Origin of the sequence: Collimonas sp. OK242 (genome assembly GCF_900107095.1) — a bacterium.
In the GTDB taxonomy this organism is placed as follows: Bacteria; Pseudomonadota; Gammaproteobacteria; order Burkholderiales; family Burkholderiaceae_D; genus Collimonas.
In genome coordinates this window covers 33,141-52,466 of sequence record NZ_FNOR01000021.1, presented here as the reverse complement: position 1 = coordinate 52,466, position 19,326 = coordinate 33,141, and the positions used below count along the sequence as shown (strand labels likewise).

Here is a 19,326-nt window from a genome sequence, read left to right as displayed (position 1 = left end):
TGAATGCGATTTCACCAAGGAGTTTCTTTTGTTTGCCATTATTCAAGCTGCGGGCTGGCCGATCTGGTTTTTGTTAATTGCCTCCATCATTGCCACCGCATTGATTATCGAACGTCTGGTATACCTGCGTCGGCCGCGCATTTTGCCGCCGCAGTTATTGCAAGAAGTGATACGGGTTTATCACAACGGCAAGATCAATACTGAAGTTCTTACCAATCTGGAAACCAATTCGCCGCTGGGACGGGTGCTGGCTGCCGGCCTGCGTAACGTCGACGCACCGCGCGAACTGATGAAAGAGTCGATTGAAGAAGCCGGCCAGGCCACAGCACATGAATTGGAGCGTTTCCTGACCACGCTCGGCACCATTGCGTCGCTGGCGCCGTTGATGGGTTTGTTCGGCACCGTGGTCGGCATGATCGAAATTTTTGGCGCAACCAATGGCGCCGGCGCCGATCCTGCACAATTGGGCCACGGCATTTCTGTCTCCCTGTACAACACCGGGTTCGGCCTGGCGATTGCCATGCCTGCGCTGGTTTTCTATCGGCACTTCCGGGCGCTGGTGGATAGCTTCATCGTGGATATGGAGCAGCAGGCGGTAAAATTTGTCGATACTGTTCACGGCGCGCGTAAATAAATCAAAAACAATTGCGGGATAGAGTTTAAGAGCCACCGTAGCGTGGCGAGTTACTCTGTCCCCAACTGATTAGATAGTTAAATTGCATAGAAAATAAATATATGAATTTCCGTAAGGGAAAAGGTCGCGAAGACCCCGAAATCAATCTGATTCCGTTTATCGATGTACTGCTGGTGATCGTGATTTTCCTGATGGTCACCACCAGCTACAGTAAATTTACAGCGCTGCAAATTACCTTGCCGACTGCCGATGCCGACAAGGCCATGGTGCAGCCGCTGGAAATCAACGTGGCGGTCAATCCGCAGGGCCAGTACGCCGTCAATAACGTGCAGGTGTCGTCGAAAGATGCGGCGTCATTGGCGCTCGATCTGAAGAATGCCGCGCAAGCCGGCAGCGGGACTGGCCAATCAAAGGGCGACCCGGTGGTGATCATCAACGCTGACGCCATGGCTACCCACCAGACTGTGATCAATGTACTGGAAGCCGCGCGTCTGGCCGGTTTCGACAAGATCACGTTTGCTGCCCAGACTAGTGGCCACAAATAAATCTTCACTTGAATCGACGCTGAGCGCCGCCTGGCAGCGGCGCGGTCTGCTGGCCTGTCTGTTATGGCCGTTGTCGCTCTTGTTCGGCCTGGTGGCGACGCTGCGGCGCCGCCTGTATGCAGCGGGCTGGCTAGCCAGTACACGCTTGCCGGTGCCGGTGATCGTGGTAGGCAATATTTTTGTCGGCGGCACCGGCAAGACGCCGCTGACTATCTGGCTGGTGCAAGCGCTGCGGGAAGCAGGCTATGTGCCTGGCGTGATCTCGCGCGGGTATGCGGCTCAGTCCGGCGCCGGACAGCCCGCGGTACGCCATGTAAGCGGCACATCGCTGGCCGCCGAAGTGGGCGACGAACCGGTGCTGATTGCCGGCCGCGCGCTATGCCCGGTGGTGGTGGGCCGCGACCGGGTGGCCGCCGCCGAGGCATTGCTGCAAGCGCACCCCGAGGTCAACCTGATTCTGTCGGACGACGGTTTGCAACATTATCGTCTGCAACGCGATATCGAAATCGTGCTGTTCGATGCGCGCGGTGTCGGCAACGGCTGGCTGCTGCCGGCCGGGCCCTTGCGTGAACCGCCATCGCGCCGGCGTGATTTTACCGTGGTGAATGCGGCAACCATTCCAGCCTCGATGCCGGCTTCGACTGTCCGCATGCAGCTGGTTGGCGAGCAAGCGGTACAGCTTGGCGATGCGAGCCGGGTGAGGGCGCTGGCCAGCTTGCAGGACCCGGCACTGCGGATTACCGCCGCTGCCGGCATCGGCAATCCGCAACGGTTTTTTTCGATGCTGACTGCGGCTGGATTGGTATTCGAAGCGCTGGCCTTGCCCGATCATCATGATTTTTCCGACAAGCCATTTGCAGCGCTGCAAGCCGAGTTCATCCTGATTACGGAAAAGGATGCAGTAAAATGTCGGCAAATAGCTTCCATCAAGAATGATCCGCGGATCTGGGTCGTTCCTGTGACAGCTCAGATTGACGCCGCGTTATCGCATCAAATACATCAAATTCTGGAGAAACTCCGTGGACACCCAACTGCTTGACATCCTGGTTTGCCCGATCTGCAAAGGGCCGCTGCATTACGATAAAAAAGCCCAGGAACTGATTTGCAACGCCGACAGGCTGGCCTACCCGATTCGCGACGGCATCCCTATCATGTGGGCCGATCAGGCGCGTGACCTGACCATGCCGGCCGGACCGGGGGCAGCTGCAGATGCGTCGCCGGCGGCGTAGGCGGCGCGTATTGTGCATATTGTGAATCCGACCAGACCTTTCACTGTCATCATTCCGGCGCGGCTGGCATCGACTCGCCTGCCGAACAAACCGCTGGCCGATATCGGCGGCAAACCAATGATCGTGCGCACCGCCGAGCGCGCTGCGCAATCGGGAGCGGCACAGGTGATCGTGGCCACCGATCATGCGGAAATCCTGGCAGTGTGCGCCCGGCATGGCATCGCCGCGCGGCTGACGCGCGCCGATCATCCGTCCGGTACCGACCGCATTGCCGAAGTGGCGGCGGCATTGGGGCTGGCCGCCGATGCGGTGGTGGTCAACGTGCAAGGCGACGAACCCATGATCGATCCCGCGTTGATCGCAGCTACGGCGGCGCAGATCACCGGCGACGTGCCGATGGCGACCGCGGCGCATGCGATAGATTGCGCGGCCGACGCTTTCAATCCAAATGTGGTCAAGGTGGTCTTGAACCAGGCCGGGCGCGCCCTGTATTTTTCACGGGCAACAATTCCTTGGCATAGGGATGGCTTCGCCCAGTCACGACAGGATTTACCGGCCGGCTACTTGCCGTTGCGGCATATCGGCCTGTATGCATACAGCAACGGCTTTTTGCAAACCTATCCGACTCTGACGGTGTCGCCGTTGGAGCAGATCGAAGCGCTGGAGCAATTGCGCGTGCTTTGGCATGGCTACCCGATTGCGGTGCATATTGCAGCGGCGACGCCTGCGGCAGGCGTCGATACGCCGGAAGATCTGGAGCGGGTAAGGCGCTTTTTTAGTACCGAATAAAGTGCAAAGAAAACGCGCAGGCGTCACGCAAATGTCGGGAAATTATCGTTGAACCAACAGAAATAGTGTTGCGGACTGGCTGTTTGGTAAAATTGTATGGTAAGTTTCATGCAAAGATAGCGTGATATAAATAAAATCACATGCAGAATTAAATGCAAAAGCATATCGGGAGACGGTGCAGCACATTGCGCGCCATCGCCACAATCAATTCATAAACTCACCTTAGGATTTAACATGCGCCTCATCCTTTTAGGAGCGCCTGGTGCCGGTAAAGGCACGCAAGCGACTTTCATTAAAGAGAAATTCAACATTCCGCAGATTTCCACCGGCGACATGTTGCGCGCAGCAGTCAAGGCTGGCACTCCGCTCGGCATCGAGGCGAAGAAGGTGATGGACGCGGGCGGCCTGGTATCGGACGACATCATCATCGGCCTGGTCAAAGACCGGCTGCAACAGGCGGATTGCGCCAACGGCTATTTGTTCGACGGCTTTCCACGCACCATTCCGCAGGCAGACGCCATGAAGGAAGCCGGCGTGGCGATCGATTATGTACTGGAAATCGACGTTCCCGACAGCGCCATTATCGAGCGCATGAGCGGCCGCCGCGTGCATTTGTCGTCAGGCCGCACTTATCATGCCAAGTACAATCCGCCAAAAGTGGAAGGCAAGGACGACATCACCGGTGAAGACCTGATCCAGCGCGACGACGACAAGGAAGAAACCGTCAAGAAGCGCCTGTCGGTATACCACGAGCAGACCGAAGTGCTGGTCAATTACTACGGCGACTGGGCCAAGGCTGGTTTGCCAGGCGCGCCCAAGTACCGCAAGATCGCCGGCGTCGGTCCGGTTGAACAGATACGCGATAGCGCGTTTGCGGCGCTGGAAGCATAAGAAGCAAAAAAAAAAAGCGGACCTCGGTCCGCTTTTTCTTTTGATCAATAAATTAATTAATTTAGAATTCATCAAGGGAAACAACTAAACAGCAAACCAGCCCGGGTATTTCTCCAAGAATAAAAAAAGGGCAGCGAAAAGAAATGCATTACGCAGTATTGGCCGGCAATCCACCCATTTGGGATCCATGGATGCAGGTGCACAGATCCTAGTGTAGTTGTCTTACTTTGTCGTGAAGCCGTACCAAAAAAACTGGAGGAGTAAACAATGGCATCAAGTCTATGGTTTGCCGTCGCTTGCGGCATCATTGCCGTCGTCTATGGGCTAGTCTCGCGCAGCTGGATATTGAAGCAGGACCCTGGGAACGCCCGCATGCAGGAAATTGCTGCCGCGATCCAGCAAGGGGCGGCTGCCTATCTGGCGCGCCAGTACCGCACCATTGCCATCGTCGGCGTGGTGCTGTTCATTATTATTGCGATACTGCCTGGACTTGGTTTGATCACTGCCTCCGGCTTCCTGATCGGCGCCGTGCTGTCAGGGGCTTGCGGCTTCATCGGCATGAATGTCTCGGTGCGCGCCAACGTACGCACGGCACAGGCTGCGACCAAAGGCATGGGACCAGCGCTTGACGTCGCTTTCCGCGGCGGGGCGATCACCGGCATGCTGGTGGTCGGGCTGGGCCTGCTGGGCGTAACCCTGTTCTTTTTGTGGCTGCTGGCGTTCGCGGGGCCTTCAGGGCTATCGCTGCACGATATCATCCGGCCTCTGATCGGACTGGCCTTTGGCGCGTCCCTGATTTCCATTTTCGCGCGTCTCGGCGGCGGCATCTTTACCAAGGGGGCCGATGTCGGCGCCGATCTGGTGGGTAAAGTGGAAGCCGGCATTCCCGAGGACGATCCGCGCAATCCCGCAGTGATCGCCGATAACGTCGGCGACAACGTCGGCGATTGCGCCGGCATGGCGGCTGACTTGTTCGAAACCTACGTGGTGACCTTGATCGCCACCATGCTGTTAGGTTCTTTGCTGATCCATGACGCTGAATTGGAAGCGGTGTTGTATCCGCTGGCTTTGGGCGGGGTATCGATCCTGGCTTCCATCGTCGGCTGCTCGATGGTGAAGGCCAAGCCTGGCAAGAAAATCATGTCGGCGCTGTATACCGGGCTGTGGTGGGCGGCGATCCTGAGCCTGATCGGGTTCGTGGCGGTCACCTGGCTGATCCTGCCGGCGCCGATGCGGGCGCCGATGATGGGTTCGGCTCTGATCGGCATCATCCTGACCGGCTTGATGGTGTATATCACCGAGTACTACACCGGCACCGATTTCAAACCGGTGCGCCACATCGCGCAAGCCTCTACCACCGGCCACGGCACCAATATCATCGCCGGCCTGGGCGTTTCCATGAAATCGACCGCGTATCCGGTGCTGGCGGTATGTGTCGCCATCCTGGCTTCTTACTGGCTGGGCGGCCTGTACGGCATTGCGATTGCCGCTACCGCCATGCTGTCGATGGCCGGCATCATTGTCGCGCTGGACGCCTACGGCCCGATTACCGATAACGCCGGCGGCATTGCCGAGATGTCGGGTTTGCCTGATTCGGTGCGCGCGATTACCGATCCGCTGGACGCGGTCGGCAACACCACCAAGGCAGTCACCAAGGGCTACGCCATCGGCTCGGCCGGTTTGGCGGCGCTGGTCCTGTTTGCCGATTACACGCACGCGCTGGATTCGGTGGGGAAGAGCACGGTATTCGATTTGTCCAATCCTCTGGTGATTGTCGGCTTGTTCATCGGCGGCCTGATTCCCTACCTGTTCGGCGCCATGGCGATGGAAGCGGTCGGCCGCGCAGCAGGTGCGGTGGTGGTTGAGGTGCGCCGCCAGTTCCGCGACATCAAAGGCATCATGGATGGCACCGGCAAGCCTGAGTACGACAAGGCGGTCGACATGCTGACTTCTTCGGCCATCAAGGAAATGATCATCCCGTCGCTGTTGCCGGTAGTGGTGCCGATTCTGGTCGGCCTGATATTGGGACCTGCCGCGCTGGGCGGTTTATTGATGGGGACCATCGTGACCGGTTTGTTCGTCGCCATTTCGATGACCACCGGCGGCGGCGCCTGGGACAACGCCAAGAAATATATCGAGGATGGCAACTACGGCGGCAAAGGTTCGGAAGCGCATAAGGCTGCGGTCACCGGCGATACTGTCGGCGATCCTTATAAAGATACCGCCGGCCCTGCGGTCAATCCACTGATCAAGATCATCAATATCGTGGCCTTGTTGCTGGTGCCCTTGCTGCCGGCTTCGGGGATGCAACAAGCAACGGGACAGGAAATCTTGTTGGTGCCGGTACCGGTAACGACATCGGCAACCGCGGCGGCAACTGCGGCGGCAACTGCGGCGCCGTCCGCAGAAGCCACGGCCAGCGCCAGCGCTGCTGCAAGTCTTGCTGCAGCGGCATCGTCGCCCGCCGCCGTCATCTATTTTGAATCAGGCAAGGTAGAAGCTCCGGCCGATACCGCTGAAAAACTGGCGGCCGTCGTGGATGCGGCCAAAGCCAAGGCCGATGCCAAAGTAGTGGTCAGCGGCTTCCACGACACCACCGGCGATCCGGCTAAAAACGAGGAGATTTCCAAGGAACGCGCGAAAAGCGTGAAAGCGATCCTGCTGATCGCCGGCGTGGCCGAAGACGCCATCGTGCTGGAGAAGCCGCAGGTGACAACCGGCAGCGGCGATAACGCACAGGCGCGACGGGTCGAAGTCAGCGTTCACTAGCCGCCAGTCGGAGCAATGCAACTGATGTCGCGAAGTAGCAGGTGCAAGATGTATGCATTTGCTGCTTCGCTTCACTAAAGTCTTACACCAACTCCCCCACAAATTTCTTCTCCCTGTTACTCTTCATAGCCATGGAGACAAAACAGAAAACAGGCCTCATCTTGACCGGCGGCGGTGCGCGCGCTGCCTACCAGGTTGGCGTGATGGATGCAGTGGCGTCCATTTTGCGCGAGCAGGGCTGGGCGCCGGAACAGAATCCCTTCGACATCATTTGCGGTACTTCCGCAGGCGCCATCAACGCGACGGCGCTGGCTTGCCGGAGCGAAAATTTCGGCCACGGCGTGCAAAAACTGATGGATGTCTGGGAGCACTTCACGGTCGAACAGGTGTATCGCGCCGATTCCCTGGGCGTGCTGCGTTCCGGCGCACGCTGGTTGTCCTTGCTTTCTTTTGGCTGGCTGCTGCGCAAATGGCATGCGCACCCGCCCACCTCCCTGCTCGACAATACGCCGCTGATCACCTTGCTGCACCGGCTGCTGGATCTTGAGAAACTGGATGCGGCGCTGGCCAACGGCAGCTTGCAGGCGCTGGCGATCACCGCCTCCTCCTATAGCGGCGGCCAGCACATCACCTTTTACCAGAGTGCTATCGAAATCCAGGGCTGGACCCGCAGCCAGCGGCGGGCGGTCCGGGATCAGATCGGCGTCGGCCATTTGCTGGCCTCGTCAGCGATTCCTTTCATCTTTCCAGCGATTCCGATTTATTGCGATGGCCGTCGCGAATATTTCGGCGACGGTTCGATGCGCCAGCTGGCGCCGATTTCTCCGGCGATTCACCTTGGCGCCAGCAAGGTGATGGTGGTAGGCGCCGGGCGGCGCCAGGAGGCGCCGGCTGATACGCCCTTGCTGGCCCGTTACCCCAGCCTGGCGCAAATTGCCAGCCATGCCTTGTCCAGCATCTTCCTGGATGGACTGGCGGTGGATATCGAACGCCTGGAGCGTATCAATCACACGCTTTCTTTCTTGACGGAGGAGCAACGCCAGCTCACGCCGCTGAAGCCGGTGGAAATGCTGATTATTTCGCCTTCGGAACAAATTGATGATATTGCCTCAAAGCATTTTTCAAGCTTACCCCTGCCGATCCGGACCTTGCTCGGGGGCTTGGGTGCGACCGATGTGCGCGGCGGCGGCCTCGCGTCTTATCTGTTATTCGAATCCGGCTATACGCGTGAGCTGATTCGCATGGGGCAGAAAGATACGCTGGCGCGGCGCGATGAAGTGGCCGACTTTTTTGGCCCGGGTTCCAGCCCCGTAGCCGCCGTTGAGGAAGAAAGGTAGAACTTGTGATTGGTTAATATTGTCAAATAATATTATCAAATATTGCAACACCTGAAGTCGGGGCAAGGATACGGGTTGATTCGTTTTCATCAACACGTTACCCTACGGTATCAGAACCATAAAATATTGAATTTATGAAAAGCCAGGCAACCCGGCTTCATTTCCTTGGTCTAAGTTCCGATTTCGCCACCGCCATGCTGCGTAACGGGATGCTGTTGCTGCTTGGTTTGCTGCTGTCATTTCAAGTTTTTGCCCGGGAATCCTATCGGGAAACCCTTCGGGAAACCCCTCGGGAAACCCCGTCGCAGGATGTGATTTCGGTAAATCAATTGCCGCATGAAGCGCAGGCGACATTGATGTTGATTAAACAAGGCGGACCGTTTCCGTACGCCAAAGATGGCGTGACCTTCGGCAATTATGAAGGGATGCTACCCAAGCAGCGGCGCGGGTATTATCACGAATTTACGGTAAAAACCCCGTATGCCCGCAATCGTGGCGCGCGCCGTATCATTGCTGGCGGCAATCCCCTGACTTCTGGCGAATATTATTACACCGACAATCATTATCAAACTTTCAGACGCATTCAGGAGTGACTGAGAGGAGCGAATGACGCGAGTGACTGAGATACAGCACGACAACAGCAATCCATCATCATTGCTCTAGCTGAGGGAAAAATGAGTTTGTTTAAAACCGTACCGCCAAATGTAGTGCAGTCCATCCGCGCCTTCCGTGTGACCGATCTGCAGGCGGAGGCCAATCGACTCGGACAACATTTCCTGTATGCTTATTGCGCAGAGGCAACGACTAAACAACAAGTGCTGGCGAATATCGCCCACGCCTTTCATTTTCCCAAGCACTTTGGCAAGAATTTCGACGCACTAGCTGATTGCCTGACCGATCTCGCCCACAAATCGGGCCCGCAACCAGGTTTCATCGTGGTCATTGAACAATTGCCAAATACGCCCAAGTTCGACAAGGAAGCGCGGGAAACCTTGCTCGACGTATTCCGCGACAGCGCCGATTTCTGGGCTGACAAGAAAGTGGCGTTCCGGGTTTTTTACTCATTCCAATAGCTGCAGCGGCGATGTCGGCTCGCCAGGCAAGGCAGGAAAGCCGGTTTAACTGTTTTTTTACTGTTGTAAAGCGAGCCGCTTTCTCGTCTATTTCCGATTCTTCCCGGCAAGTCCACGCGATATTGTCTGCAATTTTGATAATTAGCCGGCCTGTTTGCTCAAAAATGGCGGTGCAACGGGTACAATGCGCGCCATGAGAAGCATTGTTATCCTGATTTCCGGGCGTGGCAGCAATATGCAAGCCATCGTCCGTGCCGCTCAAACCGAACAATGGCCTGCCAGAATCGCCGCGATTATCAGCAGCAAGGCCGATGCCGAAGGTTTGAAATTTGCTGCTGCTCAAGGTATTCCCACGGCAGTAGTAGCGAACAAAGACTATCCTGATCGTGAACAGTTCGACGCCGCCTTACGCGTCGTGATCGATGGTTTTTCCCCTGATCTGGTAGTGCTGGCGGGTTTCATGCGTATTTTGACGGCGCCGTTCGTAGAGCATTATGCCGGCCGCATATTGAATATCCATCCCTCGTTGCTGCCGAGTTTTCCGGGAATGACGACCCACAGGCGGGCGCTGGAAGCCGGCGTCAAGGTACATGGCGCCACCGTCCATTTCGTCACGGCCGCGCTGGATCACGGCCCGATCGTAGCGCAAGCCGTGGTGCCGGTGCTGGAAAACGATACCGAACAGTCGCTGGAGCAGCGAGTGCTGATTGAAGAGCATCAGCTATACCCACGTGCAGTGCGCTGGTTTGTCGAAAATCGATTAAGTATCGAAGACGGACGAGTACGTAACAGTGCGGCCTAGCGCGAACGCTAATACGATCGTTTGCTCTGGCTAGCCCGAGAGCAGGTTCAACAGATTAAAAGAATTTTATGAAAGATCTACTATGAGATTGCCTCCCGCGATCATTGGCCACACCGAAGAAGTCCTGCGCGAAATCCTACGTTTTACCGGCCCGGCCGACGGCACTTTGTCGCGCTACTTCCGTGATCATCCGAAGCTGGGTTCGCGTGAACGCGGCGTGGTGGCGGAAGCGGTATATGGCTTGTTGCGTAACAAAGCCATCTACACCAGCTTTGCGGAATCCGGCAACGGCCCGACCATGCGCCGCATGACCCTGCTGGGCCTGGCCGATGCGGTCAGCATCGAATCCCTGGGCGGCTTGTCGGAAGAAGAAACCGAGTGGCTGAAACGGGTTGCCGAAATCAACCGCGACCTGATGCCGCCGCTGATGCGTTCCAACCTGCCGCAATGGCTGTTCGACAAGCTGGTGGCGCGTGACGGCGAAGCCGCCACCCTGGAGCTGGCGCATGCGATGAATCAGCCGGCGCCGCTTGATCTGCGCGTCAATTCGCTCAAGGCCACTCGCGAAGAAGTCATCGCCACTTTGGCTGAAGCGCCGATCTTGTGCGTGCCGACGCCTTATGCGCCGCTCGGTTTGCGCGTCATCAAGAAGCCGACCTTGCAAAACCTGCCGCTGTTCAAGAGCGGTGCGATCGAAGTGCAGGATGAAGGCAGCCAGTTGCTGGCGCAAATCGTCGGCGCCAAGCGCGGCGAGATGGTGGTCGATTTCTGTGCAGGCGCCGGCGGCAAGACGCTGGCTCTGGGCGCGACCATGCGCAACACCGGCCGCTTGTATGCCTTCGACGTTTCCGAGAAACGCCTGGCAAAACTCAAGCCGCGCATGGCGCGCAGTGGTTTGTCCAATATTCATCCGGTGTTGATCGCGCATGAGAATGACGGCAAGGTGAAGCGCCTGGCCGGCAAGATCGATCGCGTGCTGGTCGATGCGCCATGCAGCGGCCTCGGCACCTTGCGCCGTAATCCGGACGTCAAATGGCGGCAGACGCCGGAAGCGATTGCCGAAATGAATACCAAGCAAATCGCGATTCTCTCCAGCGCCGCGCGTCTGGTGAAGTCCGGCGGCCGCCTGGTGTACGGTACTTGCAGTTTGCTGGATGAAGAAAACGAAGCGATTGCTGCGCAATTCCTGGCCAGCCACGAAGATTTTTCGCTGGTGCCGATGAAAGACGTATTGGCCGAGCAGAAAATTGCACTTGAGATGGGCGACTATCTCAAATTGCTGCCGCACAAGCATCAGACCGACGGCTTCTTTGCCGCAGTGTTTGTGCGTAAATAAGCAGGCGACTTAGCCAGGTGACTGCCGGGACGTTACACTGCATTCAAAACAATGCCAGATATTTTTACTGAGCTGCTGAACGACTTGCTGAGCGACCTGCGGGCGCCGGGTTTGCTGGCGCAGGTCGGTTTGCTGGCGGCGTGTATCGGCCTGGGCTGGTTGCTGGCCCGCCTGCTGCGCCGTACTTTCAACCTCAACGCCGCCCAGCCGCCGGCGATGCAGATCGGACTTGTCAGCTTCGTCAAGGTGTTGACGCCCGTCATCACCTTGCTGTTGCTGGCGCTGGTCAAACTGGCCCTGCAAAAATGGCATCAGCCGGTGAATGTCATGCGGCTGATGATTCCCCTGGTAGCTTCGCTGGCGCTGATGCGCTTCGTGTTCTATGTGTTGCGCCGGGTTTTCGCGCGCAATAGCGGCGTCGGTACTTTCCTCCTGTTGTTTGAAAAGAGTTTCGGCGCGCTGGTCTGGATCGGCTTGCTGCTCTATATCACCGGCTGGTGGCCGGATCTGTTCGATTACCTGGAAAGCACGGTGCTGCCGATCGGCCGCTATCAGGTTTCGCTGCTGGCAATCTTGCAAGCGCTGGTCTCGGTACTGGTGACGCTGGTGATTGCATTGTGGGCCGGCGCCACGCTGGAAGAGCGCCTGATGCGGGTCAACACCGTGCATTCCTCGATCCGCACCGTGGTGGCGCGCATGGCGCGGGCCTTCCTGATACTGGTGGCTGTATTGGTCAGTTTGTCGCTGGTCGGCATCGATCTGACTGTGTTGTCGGTCTTCGGCGGCGCACTGGGTGTCGCGCTGGGTCTTGGTTTACAGAAGATCGCCAGCAGTTATGTATCAGGCTTCGTGATCTTGCTGGAACGCAGCCTGGCGATCGGCGATATGGTCGGCGTCAGCACCTTTTACGGCAAGGTGGTCCAGATCAATAGCCGCTATACCGTGTTGCAAGGGCTGGACGGGGTCGATACGGTAGTGCCGAATGAAATCTTCATGATCAATTCAGTACAGAACTATTCGCTGACCAACCGGATCCTGCGCCTGTCGACACAGGTGATGATTGAGCATCAGGATGATGTCGAAAGTGTATTGTTGCTGTTGGAGCAGGCGGTGGTCGAGGTTAATCGCGTTTCGCAGGAAACCTTGCCGCAAGCGCTGCTGCTGAAGATAGGCCCGGATGGACTAGAGCTAGAGGTCGGATTCTGGATCACGGATCCGGAGAACGGTCGCCTGAATGTGTTGTCCGATGTTAACCGGGCAATCTGGCGCGTGTTGCAAGCCCGTCAAATCAAGATTGCTCAAGTGAAACGAGATATCAGGGTAGTGCAGGCCATGGCAACCGATGAGGCGGGCGACGCCGCGGCCAATCCAGTTTTACATAAAGGCAATTTCAGCGCCGATACACAACACGGTTTGCAATTAGATGGCCAACAAGATGCGCCAAAACCTCGAAAGAGCGAATAATAAGGGTACAATTGCACTCGAAATTCGGGTAACTGTTCGGTAACTACCCGTCAACGTGCTGGTATCTTACTCACATTTCACCCTTATCTCACCGTAAAAAAGTAGTAGCAATATCTACACATGGAGTACACATAGTGTTCAATGCAATTCTCGATTTCTTATCGAATGGCGTAACAGGCGCCAGCGCCTGGCAAGTGCTTGTGTTCACGCTGGTCGTGACGCACATCACGATCGCGGCAGTGACTATTTTCCTGCATCGCGGCCAGGCCCATCGCGCCTTGGATCTGCACGCCATTCCAAGTCATTTTTTCCGCTTCTGGCTGTGGCTGACAACCGGCATGGTCACCAAGGAATGGGCAGCCATCCATCGCAAGCATCATGCAAAATGCGATACCGAGGAAGATCCGCATAGCCCGGTTACCCGCGGCATCAAGAAAGTATTCTGGGAAGGCGCGGAGTTGTATCGCGCAGAATCGAAGAACCTGGAAACCATGGAGAAATTTGGCCATGGCACGCCGGACGACTGGATCGAAAGAAACGTCTATACCAAACGCAGCGCCTGGGGCATTGTGTTGATGCTGTTTATCGACGTCATGCTGTTCGGCGTGGTCGGCCTCAGCGTCTGGGCTGTGCAAATGGTCTGGATTCCGATTACCGCCGCTGGCATCATCAACGGCATCGGCCACTATTGGGGCTATCGCAACTACGACTGTAACGATGCGGCCACCAACATCATCCCGTTCGGTATCATCATCGGCGGCGAAGAGCTGCACAACAACCACCACACATTCGGCACTTCGGCCAAATTGTCGTCGAAGTGGTACGAATTCGATATCGGCTGGATGTATATCCGGATTCTGGAGATCTGCGGCCTGGCCAAGGTCAAGAAAGTGGCTCCTGCACCGAAATTCAACCACGCCAAGCTGGTGCCGGACCTGGATACGCTGCAATCGGTGATCGCCAATCGTTACGATGTCATGGCAAAGTATGCAAAATCGTTGAAGAGCGCCTGGCACGAAGAACGCGGCCATTTGACCGACAAGGCCAAACTGGGAGCAGGTTTCCTGAAGTCGTCGAAGAAATTGTTGCAACGTGAGCCGACCAAACTGGAAGCGCCGCAAAAGCAGCAGCTGACAGAGTTGTTCCTGCATAGCAAAGCGCTGCAGACCATGCACGAGATGCGGGTTGAGCTGGGCGCAATCTGGGAGCGTTCGCATTTCACGCGCGATCAGTTGCTGCATCAGTTGCAGGACTGGTGCGCACGTGCCGAAGCTTCCGGCATCAAGTCCTTGCAGGATTTCTCGTTGCGCCTGCGTAGTTATTCCTGAGACAGGATAAAAGACAGGTCGCTTGCGCAAATACGTAAATAGATTCTTGCGTCCGCAGGCGCTTATCATCATCAAGAAAACGGTCCATGTAAATTGGACCGTTTTTTTTTACCCGGCGAGTCGTTTCAAGATTTATTTAAAGGTTTTTCCGAATTCTTCCTGGATAGATTTGACGACGGCACGTATGGCGGTCGAGCCTTTCAAGTCGGCATGCCAGACCAGCCACGCATCTCGCGTCACCGGCTGCTGATCCGGCATTGCCGGGGCCAGGGTCGAATCATCTTCCGCCATGAACGTCGGCAGCATTGCCACGCCGCCGCCTTCACGCGCCAGTGCGTGCTGGATATCGTGAGTTGTCGCCCGAAAGCTGAGGGAGCCACCGGCCATTTGCCGGATAAGGGCGGCTTGCTGCGACGCGGCGTCCATGCTCTCGACATAGCCAATGTAGGCCCAGTCCTCCGGCGGCGTCCGGTCGAGATACGCCGGGCTGGCATACAGGCGAAATGCAAGCTCTGCGAGCTTTACGATAATGAAATCGCCATCGGTGGGACGGTTGAGGCGGATGGCTATGTCGGCTTCCCGGCGTTCCAGCGAGACCTGGCGTGTTTCGCCCAGAATGCAGAGGTTGAGGTCGGGGTGTTGCTTGCGCAGGGCGACAAGTGGCCGCGCCAGCATCGCCGCAGCCAAGGCTGGCGGTGCGCTGATGGTGACATGCCCGGCCACTTCCGAGCGTGCGCCATCGGCTGCGCGGTGAATCGCCTGCGCGTCCCTCTCCATATGCTCGACCAAGGCTGCTATGCGTTCGCCATCCGCCGTCAACGACAGCCTGCGGCCACGTCGGTCTACCAGTTTAAGCTTCAATTCAGCTTCGAGCGCAGCAATGCGGCGCGCTATGGTCGCATGTTCGACATGGAGCTGTCGCGCTGCGCCGGATAAGCTGCCAGCCTGCGCCAGTGCGGCAAAATGCCGAAGATTTTCCCAGTCAGCCATTGTTAAAATTTGCACATAAGATGACAAATATTAGGGAATTTTCAAACAAAGCGCAATCGATCAGAATAAATCCAACTTAATGGAGGACAAAATGGACAAAATGGACAAAATGGATCAAATGGTCAGAATGACGGGTGTGGGCGGCACAGATCAACTCGAAGTTGTCAGCTGCGAGCCGCAGTTGCCCGGTCCGGGCGAAGTGCGGATCAGGCAGGAGGCAATTGGCGTCAACTTCATCGACATATATCATCGCACCGGCCTTTATCCGCTTGCGGCGTTGCCAGCGGTCCTTGGCGTCGAAGGTGCAGGAACGATCGATGCAGTCGGGGAGGGTGTCGAACATCTCGCTATCGGCGACCGTGTCGCTTATGCCGGTGCGCCGGTCGGTGCCTATGCTGCAACGCGTTTGCTGCCGCAGGCAAGGGCGATTCTTTTACCAGAGAACATCAGTTCGCGCCTGGCTGCCGCTTCGATGCTGCGCGGGTTAACTGCGCATATGCTGCTCACTCGCACTTTCCAGGTCAGTGCGGGCAGCACGATTCTCATCCACGCTGCTGCCGGCGGCCTGGGTGCGCTGTTGGTGCGCTGGGCCAAGCATCTTGGCGCGACAGTGATCGGCACGGCCGGATCTGCCGAAAAGGCGCAAATTGCCAAGACATACGGCGCTGATCATGTCATCGCAGGACGCGATGCCGATATCGTATCCGAGGTTGCCGCCGTGACCGGCGGCAAGGGCGTCGATTTCGCGATTGACGGTATCGGCGGCAGCATGCTCCTGAAGACGCTGGCTTGCGTGCGGCCATTCGGCACGGTCGCAAGCATAGGGCAAGCGGCTGGCCCTATAGCGCCGATCAGCGTCGAAGAGTTAGGGCCGCGCCGCTCGCTGTCGCTGGCTCGTCCCAGCATCATGGCTTACCTGGCGGATCAGGATACTTATTCAGTTGCATCCGCGGCGCTCATCGCCATGATGCAAGCCGGGGTCGTAGCTGAAATTGGCGGCGAATATCCGTTGGCTGAAGCTGCCAGGGCGCAAGCCGATCTTGAAGCAGGCCGCACCACCGGCAGCCTGCTGCTGATCCCGTGACGACCGATCGAAGAACGTAACTGGAAAGATCGTGCAAAGGCCGGACGTGAAAAAGCCCCGCAGACAGCTGTCTTGCGGGGCTTTTTGCAGAGCAGGATCAATTACTTGATCTTGGTCTCTTTGTATTCAACATGCTTACGAACCTTAGGGTCGAACTTCATGATCGACATTTTTTCCGGGGTTGTACGCTTGTTTTTTGTAGTTGTGTAGAAATGACCGGTACCTGCGGTCGATTCCAGCTTGATTTTGTCGCGGCCTGATTTCGCCATGATTCTTCCTTTATTCTGCTAGTTAGACTTTTTCGCCACGAGCGCGCAAATCGGTCAACACGGCATCAATGCCGATTTTGTCGATTACGCGCAGGCCGGCGTTGGACAAGCGCAGGGAGACCCAGCGATTTTCAGACTCAACGAAAATGCGGCGATTTTGCAAGTTAGGCAAAAAGCGACGTTTCGTCTTGTTGTTTGCATGGGAAACGTTGTTGCCGACCATCGGCCCCTTCCCGGTGACTTGGCAGACACGTGCCATGTTTTTACTCCTAAAAGATTTCCGAAACTGGAAAAAAGGTGAGTATATATAAAAAAATGAGATTTTTCAATGACTTGCGAAAAACAATTGTGTCTTGTGCGCTTTCCTGGATTTAACAATTTGAAATCGGCCGGTTTACAGCTGGCCATGCTCCGCAAACGAGTGCACTTGCGTCCCGGCTACGATGAAGTGATCAAGGATCCTGACGTCGATCAGGCCCAGCGCCTGCTTTAACGTATCGGTTAATTTGCGATCGGCGGCGCTGGGCTCCAGTGTTCCGGAAGGGTGGTTATGCGCCAGCATGACGCTGGCGGCATTGTGCACCAATGCCGCTTTGACCACTTCACGCGGATAGACGCTGGCATGGGTCAAGGTGCCGCGGAATAATTCTTCAGCGCAGATCAGGCGATTTTTGACATCCAGGAACAGCACCAGAAACGATTCATAGGGTTTGTTGGTCAACAACAGCTGCAGATACTGTTTGACGGCGGCCGGGGCGTCGAAACTACTGCCGGTTTGCAGTTCCTCCACCAGCGAGCGCCTGCCGAGCTCCAGTATGGCTTGCAACTGGGCAAATTTGGCCGGCCCGAGGCCGTTGATGGTACAGAAATCGCTGAGCGGAGCGGAAAACAGGCGATTCAGCGAGCCGAAATGGGTGGTCATCTCGCGTCCCAGGTCGACCGCGCTCTTGCCGGCAGCGCCGACTCTGAGAAAGACTGCCAGCAATTCTGCATCGGACAGTGCTTGCGAGCCGAATTTAATCAGGCGTTCGCGCGGTCTTTGATCTGCCGGCCAGTCGGTAATTGCCATGGTGTAATCAGGATCAGGTGTAAAGCCAGCTAAGCCTTATGGCTCAAGGTGGCTTACAATATCATCTTCCGCCTGGTAGTTAATTTTTTGTTAATGGTACTTTTGCTTAATCATGCCTAATTCGTCTCTCCCTGTCGTTACCGAAGCTTCTTATCTGACCTTGCACTACCGCCTGGCCTCGCAAGAGGGCGAAGATATTGTCAGCACTTTCAAGGAGTCGCCAGCCACGCTGCAGTTCGGCATGGGCCAGCTGGCGCCGTTTCTGGAAACTTGTTTGCTGGGCTTGCCGGAAGGTACGCACCGAACCTTCGAGCTGGCGCCGGAACAAGCTTTCGGGCCGCGCAATCCCGAGCTGATCCAGCGCGTCTCGCGCGCCACATTGCGCCAGAACTCCCAGCTGGGAGAGGAGTATCGTATAGGCGACCTGGTGGATTTTGCGGCGCCGGGCGGCGGCCGGTTTGCCGGGGTGCTGCGTGAAATGGACGAGCAGGGCGCCTTATTCGATTTCAATCATCCCCTGGCCGGGCAATCGCTCAAGTTTGAAGTGAAGATCATCGGTATTTTGTAATCCACGTGTAGTTCGCGTGTAGTGTGCGGTTGAAGGAAGTGAATATGGATAAAGAGATTTTATTGGCGCAACCGCGCGGTTTCTGCGCCGGGGTCGACCGCGCGATTGAAATTGTCGAGCGTGCGCTGGAGCAATTCGGCGCACCGATTTACGTGCGTCACGAGATTGTCCACAACGCTTACGTGGTGGCGGATCTGCGCAATAAGGGCGCCATTTTCATTGAAGAACTGGCGGATGTCCCGACCGGCAATACCGTGATTTTTTCTGCGCACGGTGTTTCCAAGGCGGTGCAGGAAGAAGCCGAAGTGCGTGGCTTGAAAGTATTCGATGCAACTTGTCCGCTGGTGACCAAGGTACACATGGAAGTCGCCAAGATGCGCCGCGAGGGGCGTGAAATCGTCATGATCGGGCATGAAGGCCACCCTGAGGTCGAGGGCACCATGGGCCAGACCGAGGGCGGCATGCACCTGGTCGAGACCGTGGCCGATGTCGATCGGCTGCAAGTGGCGAATCCCGACATGCTGGCCTATGTCTCGCAGACCACCTTGTCGGTCGACGATACGGCTGATGTGATCACCGCCTTGAAGCAAAAATTTCCGGCGATTGCCGAACCGAAGAAAGCCGACATCTGCTACGCCACCACCAATCGCCAGCAGGCCGTCAAGTTCATGGCGCCGCAGGTCGATGTGGTGATCGTGGTCGGCAGCCCGAACAGTTCGAATTCCAACCGTTTGCGCGAAGTGGCGGAGAAAAAAGGCACCGTCGCCTACATGGTGGACAACGCAGAGCAGATAGACCAGGCCTGGCTGCAGGGCAAAAACCGCATCGGCGTCACCGCAGGCGCGTCGGCGCCGGAGATACTGGTGCAAGCCGTGATAGACCGTCTGAAGGCCTATGGCGCCAAGCACGTGCGGACGCTGGACGGCGCCGAAGAGAATGTCACTTTCCCTATGCCGAAGGGGCTGGCGCGCATCTGACCTGAAAAATGGCATAAATGAAATTAATTGTTAATAGACCCTGCAGCAGCCCGCCAATGAGCATCTATCGATGCTGATTGGCTATGCTGTTTTGGGCCAATTTCACCTTTGCTCACTTCTGATTGTTATCTGTCAAAACTTCTTCGACAAAGTCGCGCGCGGCGGCTTCCCT

The 19,326-nt window shown here is 56.8% G+C and carries 21 protein-coding genes; 17 read left to right on the top strand and 4 right to left on the bottom strand.

Annotation, left to right across the window (positions count from 1 at the left end; genetic code table 11):
* Positions 1–28: 28 nt before the first annotated feature.
* The 14 genes from BLV81_RS20450 (at position 29) to BLV81_RS20385 (ending at position 14,197) form a co-directional block, all read left to right on the top strand.
* Positions 29–634: a MotA/TolQ/ExbB proton channel family protein gene (locus BLV81_RS20450; protein WP_092359724.1), complete on the top strand. Its 606-nt coding sequence runs from the start codon at positions 29–31 to the stop codon at positions 632–634.
* Between the two features lie 101 nt (positions 635–735).
* Positions 736–1,179, top strand: a complete 444-nt coding sequence (locus tag BLV81_RS20445) for an ExbD/TolR family protein (RefSeq protein WP_092359685.1) — start codon at positions 736–738, stop codon at positions 1,177–1,179.
* A complete protein-coding gene (lpxK, locus tag BLV81_RS20440; RefSeq protein WP_255365391.1) occupies positions 1,166–2,218 on the top strand; it encodes a tetraacyldisaccharide 4'-kinase in 1,053 nt (350 codons plus the stop codon). The genes BLV81_RS20445 and lpxK overlap by 14 nt, the downstream gene beginning before the upstream one ends.
* Positions 2,199–2,408 (top strand): Trm112 family protein, encoded by a 210-nt coding sequence (locus BLV81_RS20435; RefSeq protein WP_092359682.1) that lies wholly within the window; start codon positions 2,199–2,201, stop codon positions 2,406–2,408. Before lpxK ends, BLV81_RS20435 begins: the two co-directional genes overlap by 20 nt.
* 21 nt (positions 2,409–2,429) lie before the next feature.
* The gene (kdsB, locus tag BLV81_RS20430) at positions 2,430–3,197 is read left to right on the top strand and encodes a 3-deoxy-manno-octulosonate cytidylyltransferase (RefSeq protein WP_092359722.1); all 768 of its coding nucleotides are present in this window, start codon (positions 2,430–2,432) and stop codon (positions 3,195–3,197) included.
* Between the two features lie 234 nt (positions 3,198–3,431).
* Positions 3,432–4,088 (top strand): adenylate kinase, encoded by a 657-nt coding sequence (adk, locus tag BLV81_RS20425; RefSeq protein WP_092359679.1) that lies wholly within the window; start codon positions 3,432–3,434, stop codon positions 4,086–4,088.
* Positions 4,089–4,355: 267 nt separating this feature from the next.
* Positions 4,356–6,857 carry a sodium-translocating pyrophosphatase gene (locus BLV81_RS20420; RefSeq protein ID WP_092359677.1) on the top strand — a complete coding sequence of 834 codons (2,502 nt, stop codon included), beginning with the start codon at positions 4,356–4,358 and terminating at the stop codon, positions 6,855–6,857.
* Positions 6,858–6,988: 131 nt separating this feature from the next.
* Entirely contained in the window at positions 6,989–8,194 is a 1,206-nt protein-coding gene (locus BLV81_RS20415; protein WP_092359675.1) for a patatin-like phospholipase family protein, read from the top strand.
* 134 nt (positions 8,195–8,328) lie between these two features.
* Complete coding sequence (locus BLV81_RS20410) at positions 8,329–8,787, top strand: guanyl-specific ribonuclease (RefSeq protein ID WP_255365390.1); 459 nt, start codon at positions 8,329–8,331, stop codon at positions 8,785–8,787.
* Between the two features lie 81 nt (positions 8,788–8,868).
* On the top strand, positions 8,869–9,267 hold the full coding sequence (locus BLV81_RS20405) for a barstar family protein (RefSeq protein ID WP_061539345.1): 399 nt from the start codon (positions 8,869–8,871) through the stop codon (positions 9,265–9,267).
* A 184-nt stretch (positions 9,268–9,451) separates the two neighbouring features.
* The gene (gene purN, locus BLV81_RS20400) at positions 9,452–10,069 is read left to right on the top strand and encodes a phosphoribosylglycinamide formyltransferase (RefSeq protein ID WP_092359672.1); all 618 of its coding nucleotides are present in this window, start codon (positions 9,452–9,454) and stop codon (positions 10,067–10,069) included.
* A gap of 82 nt (positions 10,070–10,151) precedes the next feature.
* Positions 10,152–11,405, top strand: coding sequence for an RsmB/NOP family class I SAM-dependent RNA methyltransferase (locus BLV81_RS20395; RefSeq protein ID WP_092359670.1), 1,254 nt, complete (start codon positions 10,152–10,154; stop codon positions 11,403–11,405).
* A 51-nt stretch (positions 11,406–11,456) separates the two neighbouring features.
* Positions 11,457–12,869, top strand: coding sequence for a mechanosensitive ion channel family protein (locus BLV81_RS20390; RefSeq protein WP_092359668.1), 1,413 nt, complete (start codon positions 11,457–11,459; stop codon positions 12,867–12,869).
* Between the two features lie 134 nt (positions 12,870–13,003).
* On the top strand, positions 13,004–14,197 hold the full coding sequence (locus BLV81_RS20385; RefSeq protein ID WP_369823911.1) for a DesA family fatty acid desaturase: 1,194 nt from the start codon (positions 13,004–13,006) through the stop codon (positions 14,195–14,197).
* A 132-nt stretch (positions 14,198–14,329) separates the two neighbouring features.
* On the opposite strand, the gene BLV81_RS20380 is transcribed toward BLV81_RS20385, so the two are convergent.
* Positions 14,330–15,187, bottom strand: coding sequence for a LysR family transcriptional regulator (locus BLV81_RS20380; RefSeq protein WP_092359665.1), 858 nt, complete (start codon positions 15,185–15,187; stop codon positions 14,330–14,332).
* A gap of 91 nt (positions 15,188–15,278) precedes the next feature.
* On the opposite strand from BLV81_RS20380, the gene BLV81_RS20375 reads away from it, so the two are divergent.
* The gene (locus tag BLV81_RS20375) at positions 15,279–16,271 is read left to right on the top strand and encodes a quinone oxidoreductase family protein (protein ID WP_255365389.1); all 993 of its coding nucleotides are present in this window, start codon (positions 15,279–15,281) and stop codon (positions 16,269–16,271) included.
* A gap of 101 nt (positions 16,272–16,372) precedes the next feature.
* On the opposite strand, the gene rpmG is transcribed toward BLV81_RS20375, so the two are convergent.
* The 3 genes from rpmG to radC all read right to left on the bottom strand — a co-directional run bounded on the left by rpmG (position 16,373) and on the right by radC (position 17,609).
* Complete coding sequence (rpmG, locus tag BLV81_RS20370; RefSeq protein WP_009667251.1) at positions 16,373–16,540, bottom strand: 50S ribosomal protein L33; 168 nt, start codon at positions 16,538–16,540, stop codon at positions 16,373–16,375.
* Between the two features lie 22 nt (positions 16,541–16,562).
* Positions 16,563–16,799 carry a 50S ribosomal protein L28 gene (gene rpmB, locus BLV81_RS20365; protein WP_014005219.1) on the bottom strand — a complete coding sequence of 79 codons (237 nt, stop codon included), beginning with the start codon at positions 16,797–16,799 and terminating at the stop codon, positions 16,563–16,565.
* Between the two features lie 135 nt (positions 16,800–16,934).
* Positions 16,935–17,609 carry a RadC family protein gene (gene radC / locus BLV81_RS20360; protein WP_092359663.1) on the bottom strand — a complete coding sequence of 225 codons (675 nt, stop codon included), beginning with the start codon at positions 17,607–17,609 and terminating at the stop codon, positions 16,935–16,937.
* Positions 17,610–17,721: 112 nt separating this feature from the next.
* On the opposite strand from radC, the gene BLV81_RS20355 reads away from it, so the two are divergent.
* Complete coding sequence (locus tag BLV81_RS20355; protein WP_092359661.1) at positions 17,722–18,177, top strand: FKBP-type peptidyl-prolyl cis-trans isomerase; 456 nt, start codon at positions 17,722–17,724, stop codon at positions 18,175–18,177.
* 44 nt (positions 18,178–18,221) lie between these two features.
* Positions 18,222–19,154: a 4-hydroxy-3-methylbut-2-enyl diphosphate reductase gene (gene ispH, locus BLV81_RS20350; RefSeq protein WP_092359659.1), complete on the top strand. Its 933-nt coding sequence runs from the start codon at positions 18,222–18,224 to the stop codon at positions 19,152–19,154.
* Positions 19,155–19,326: the final 172 nt, after the last annotated feature.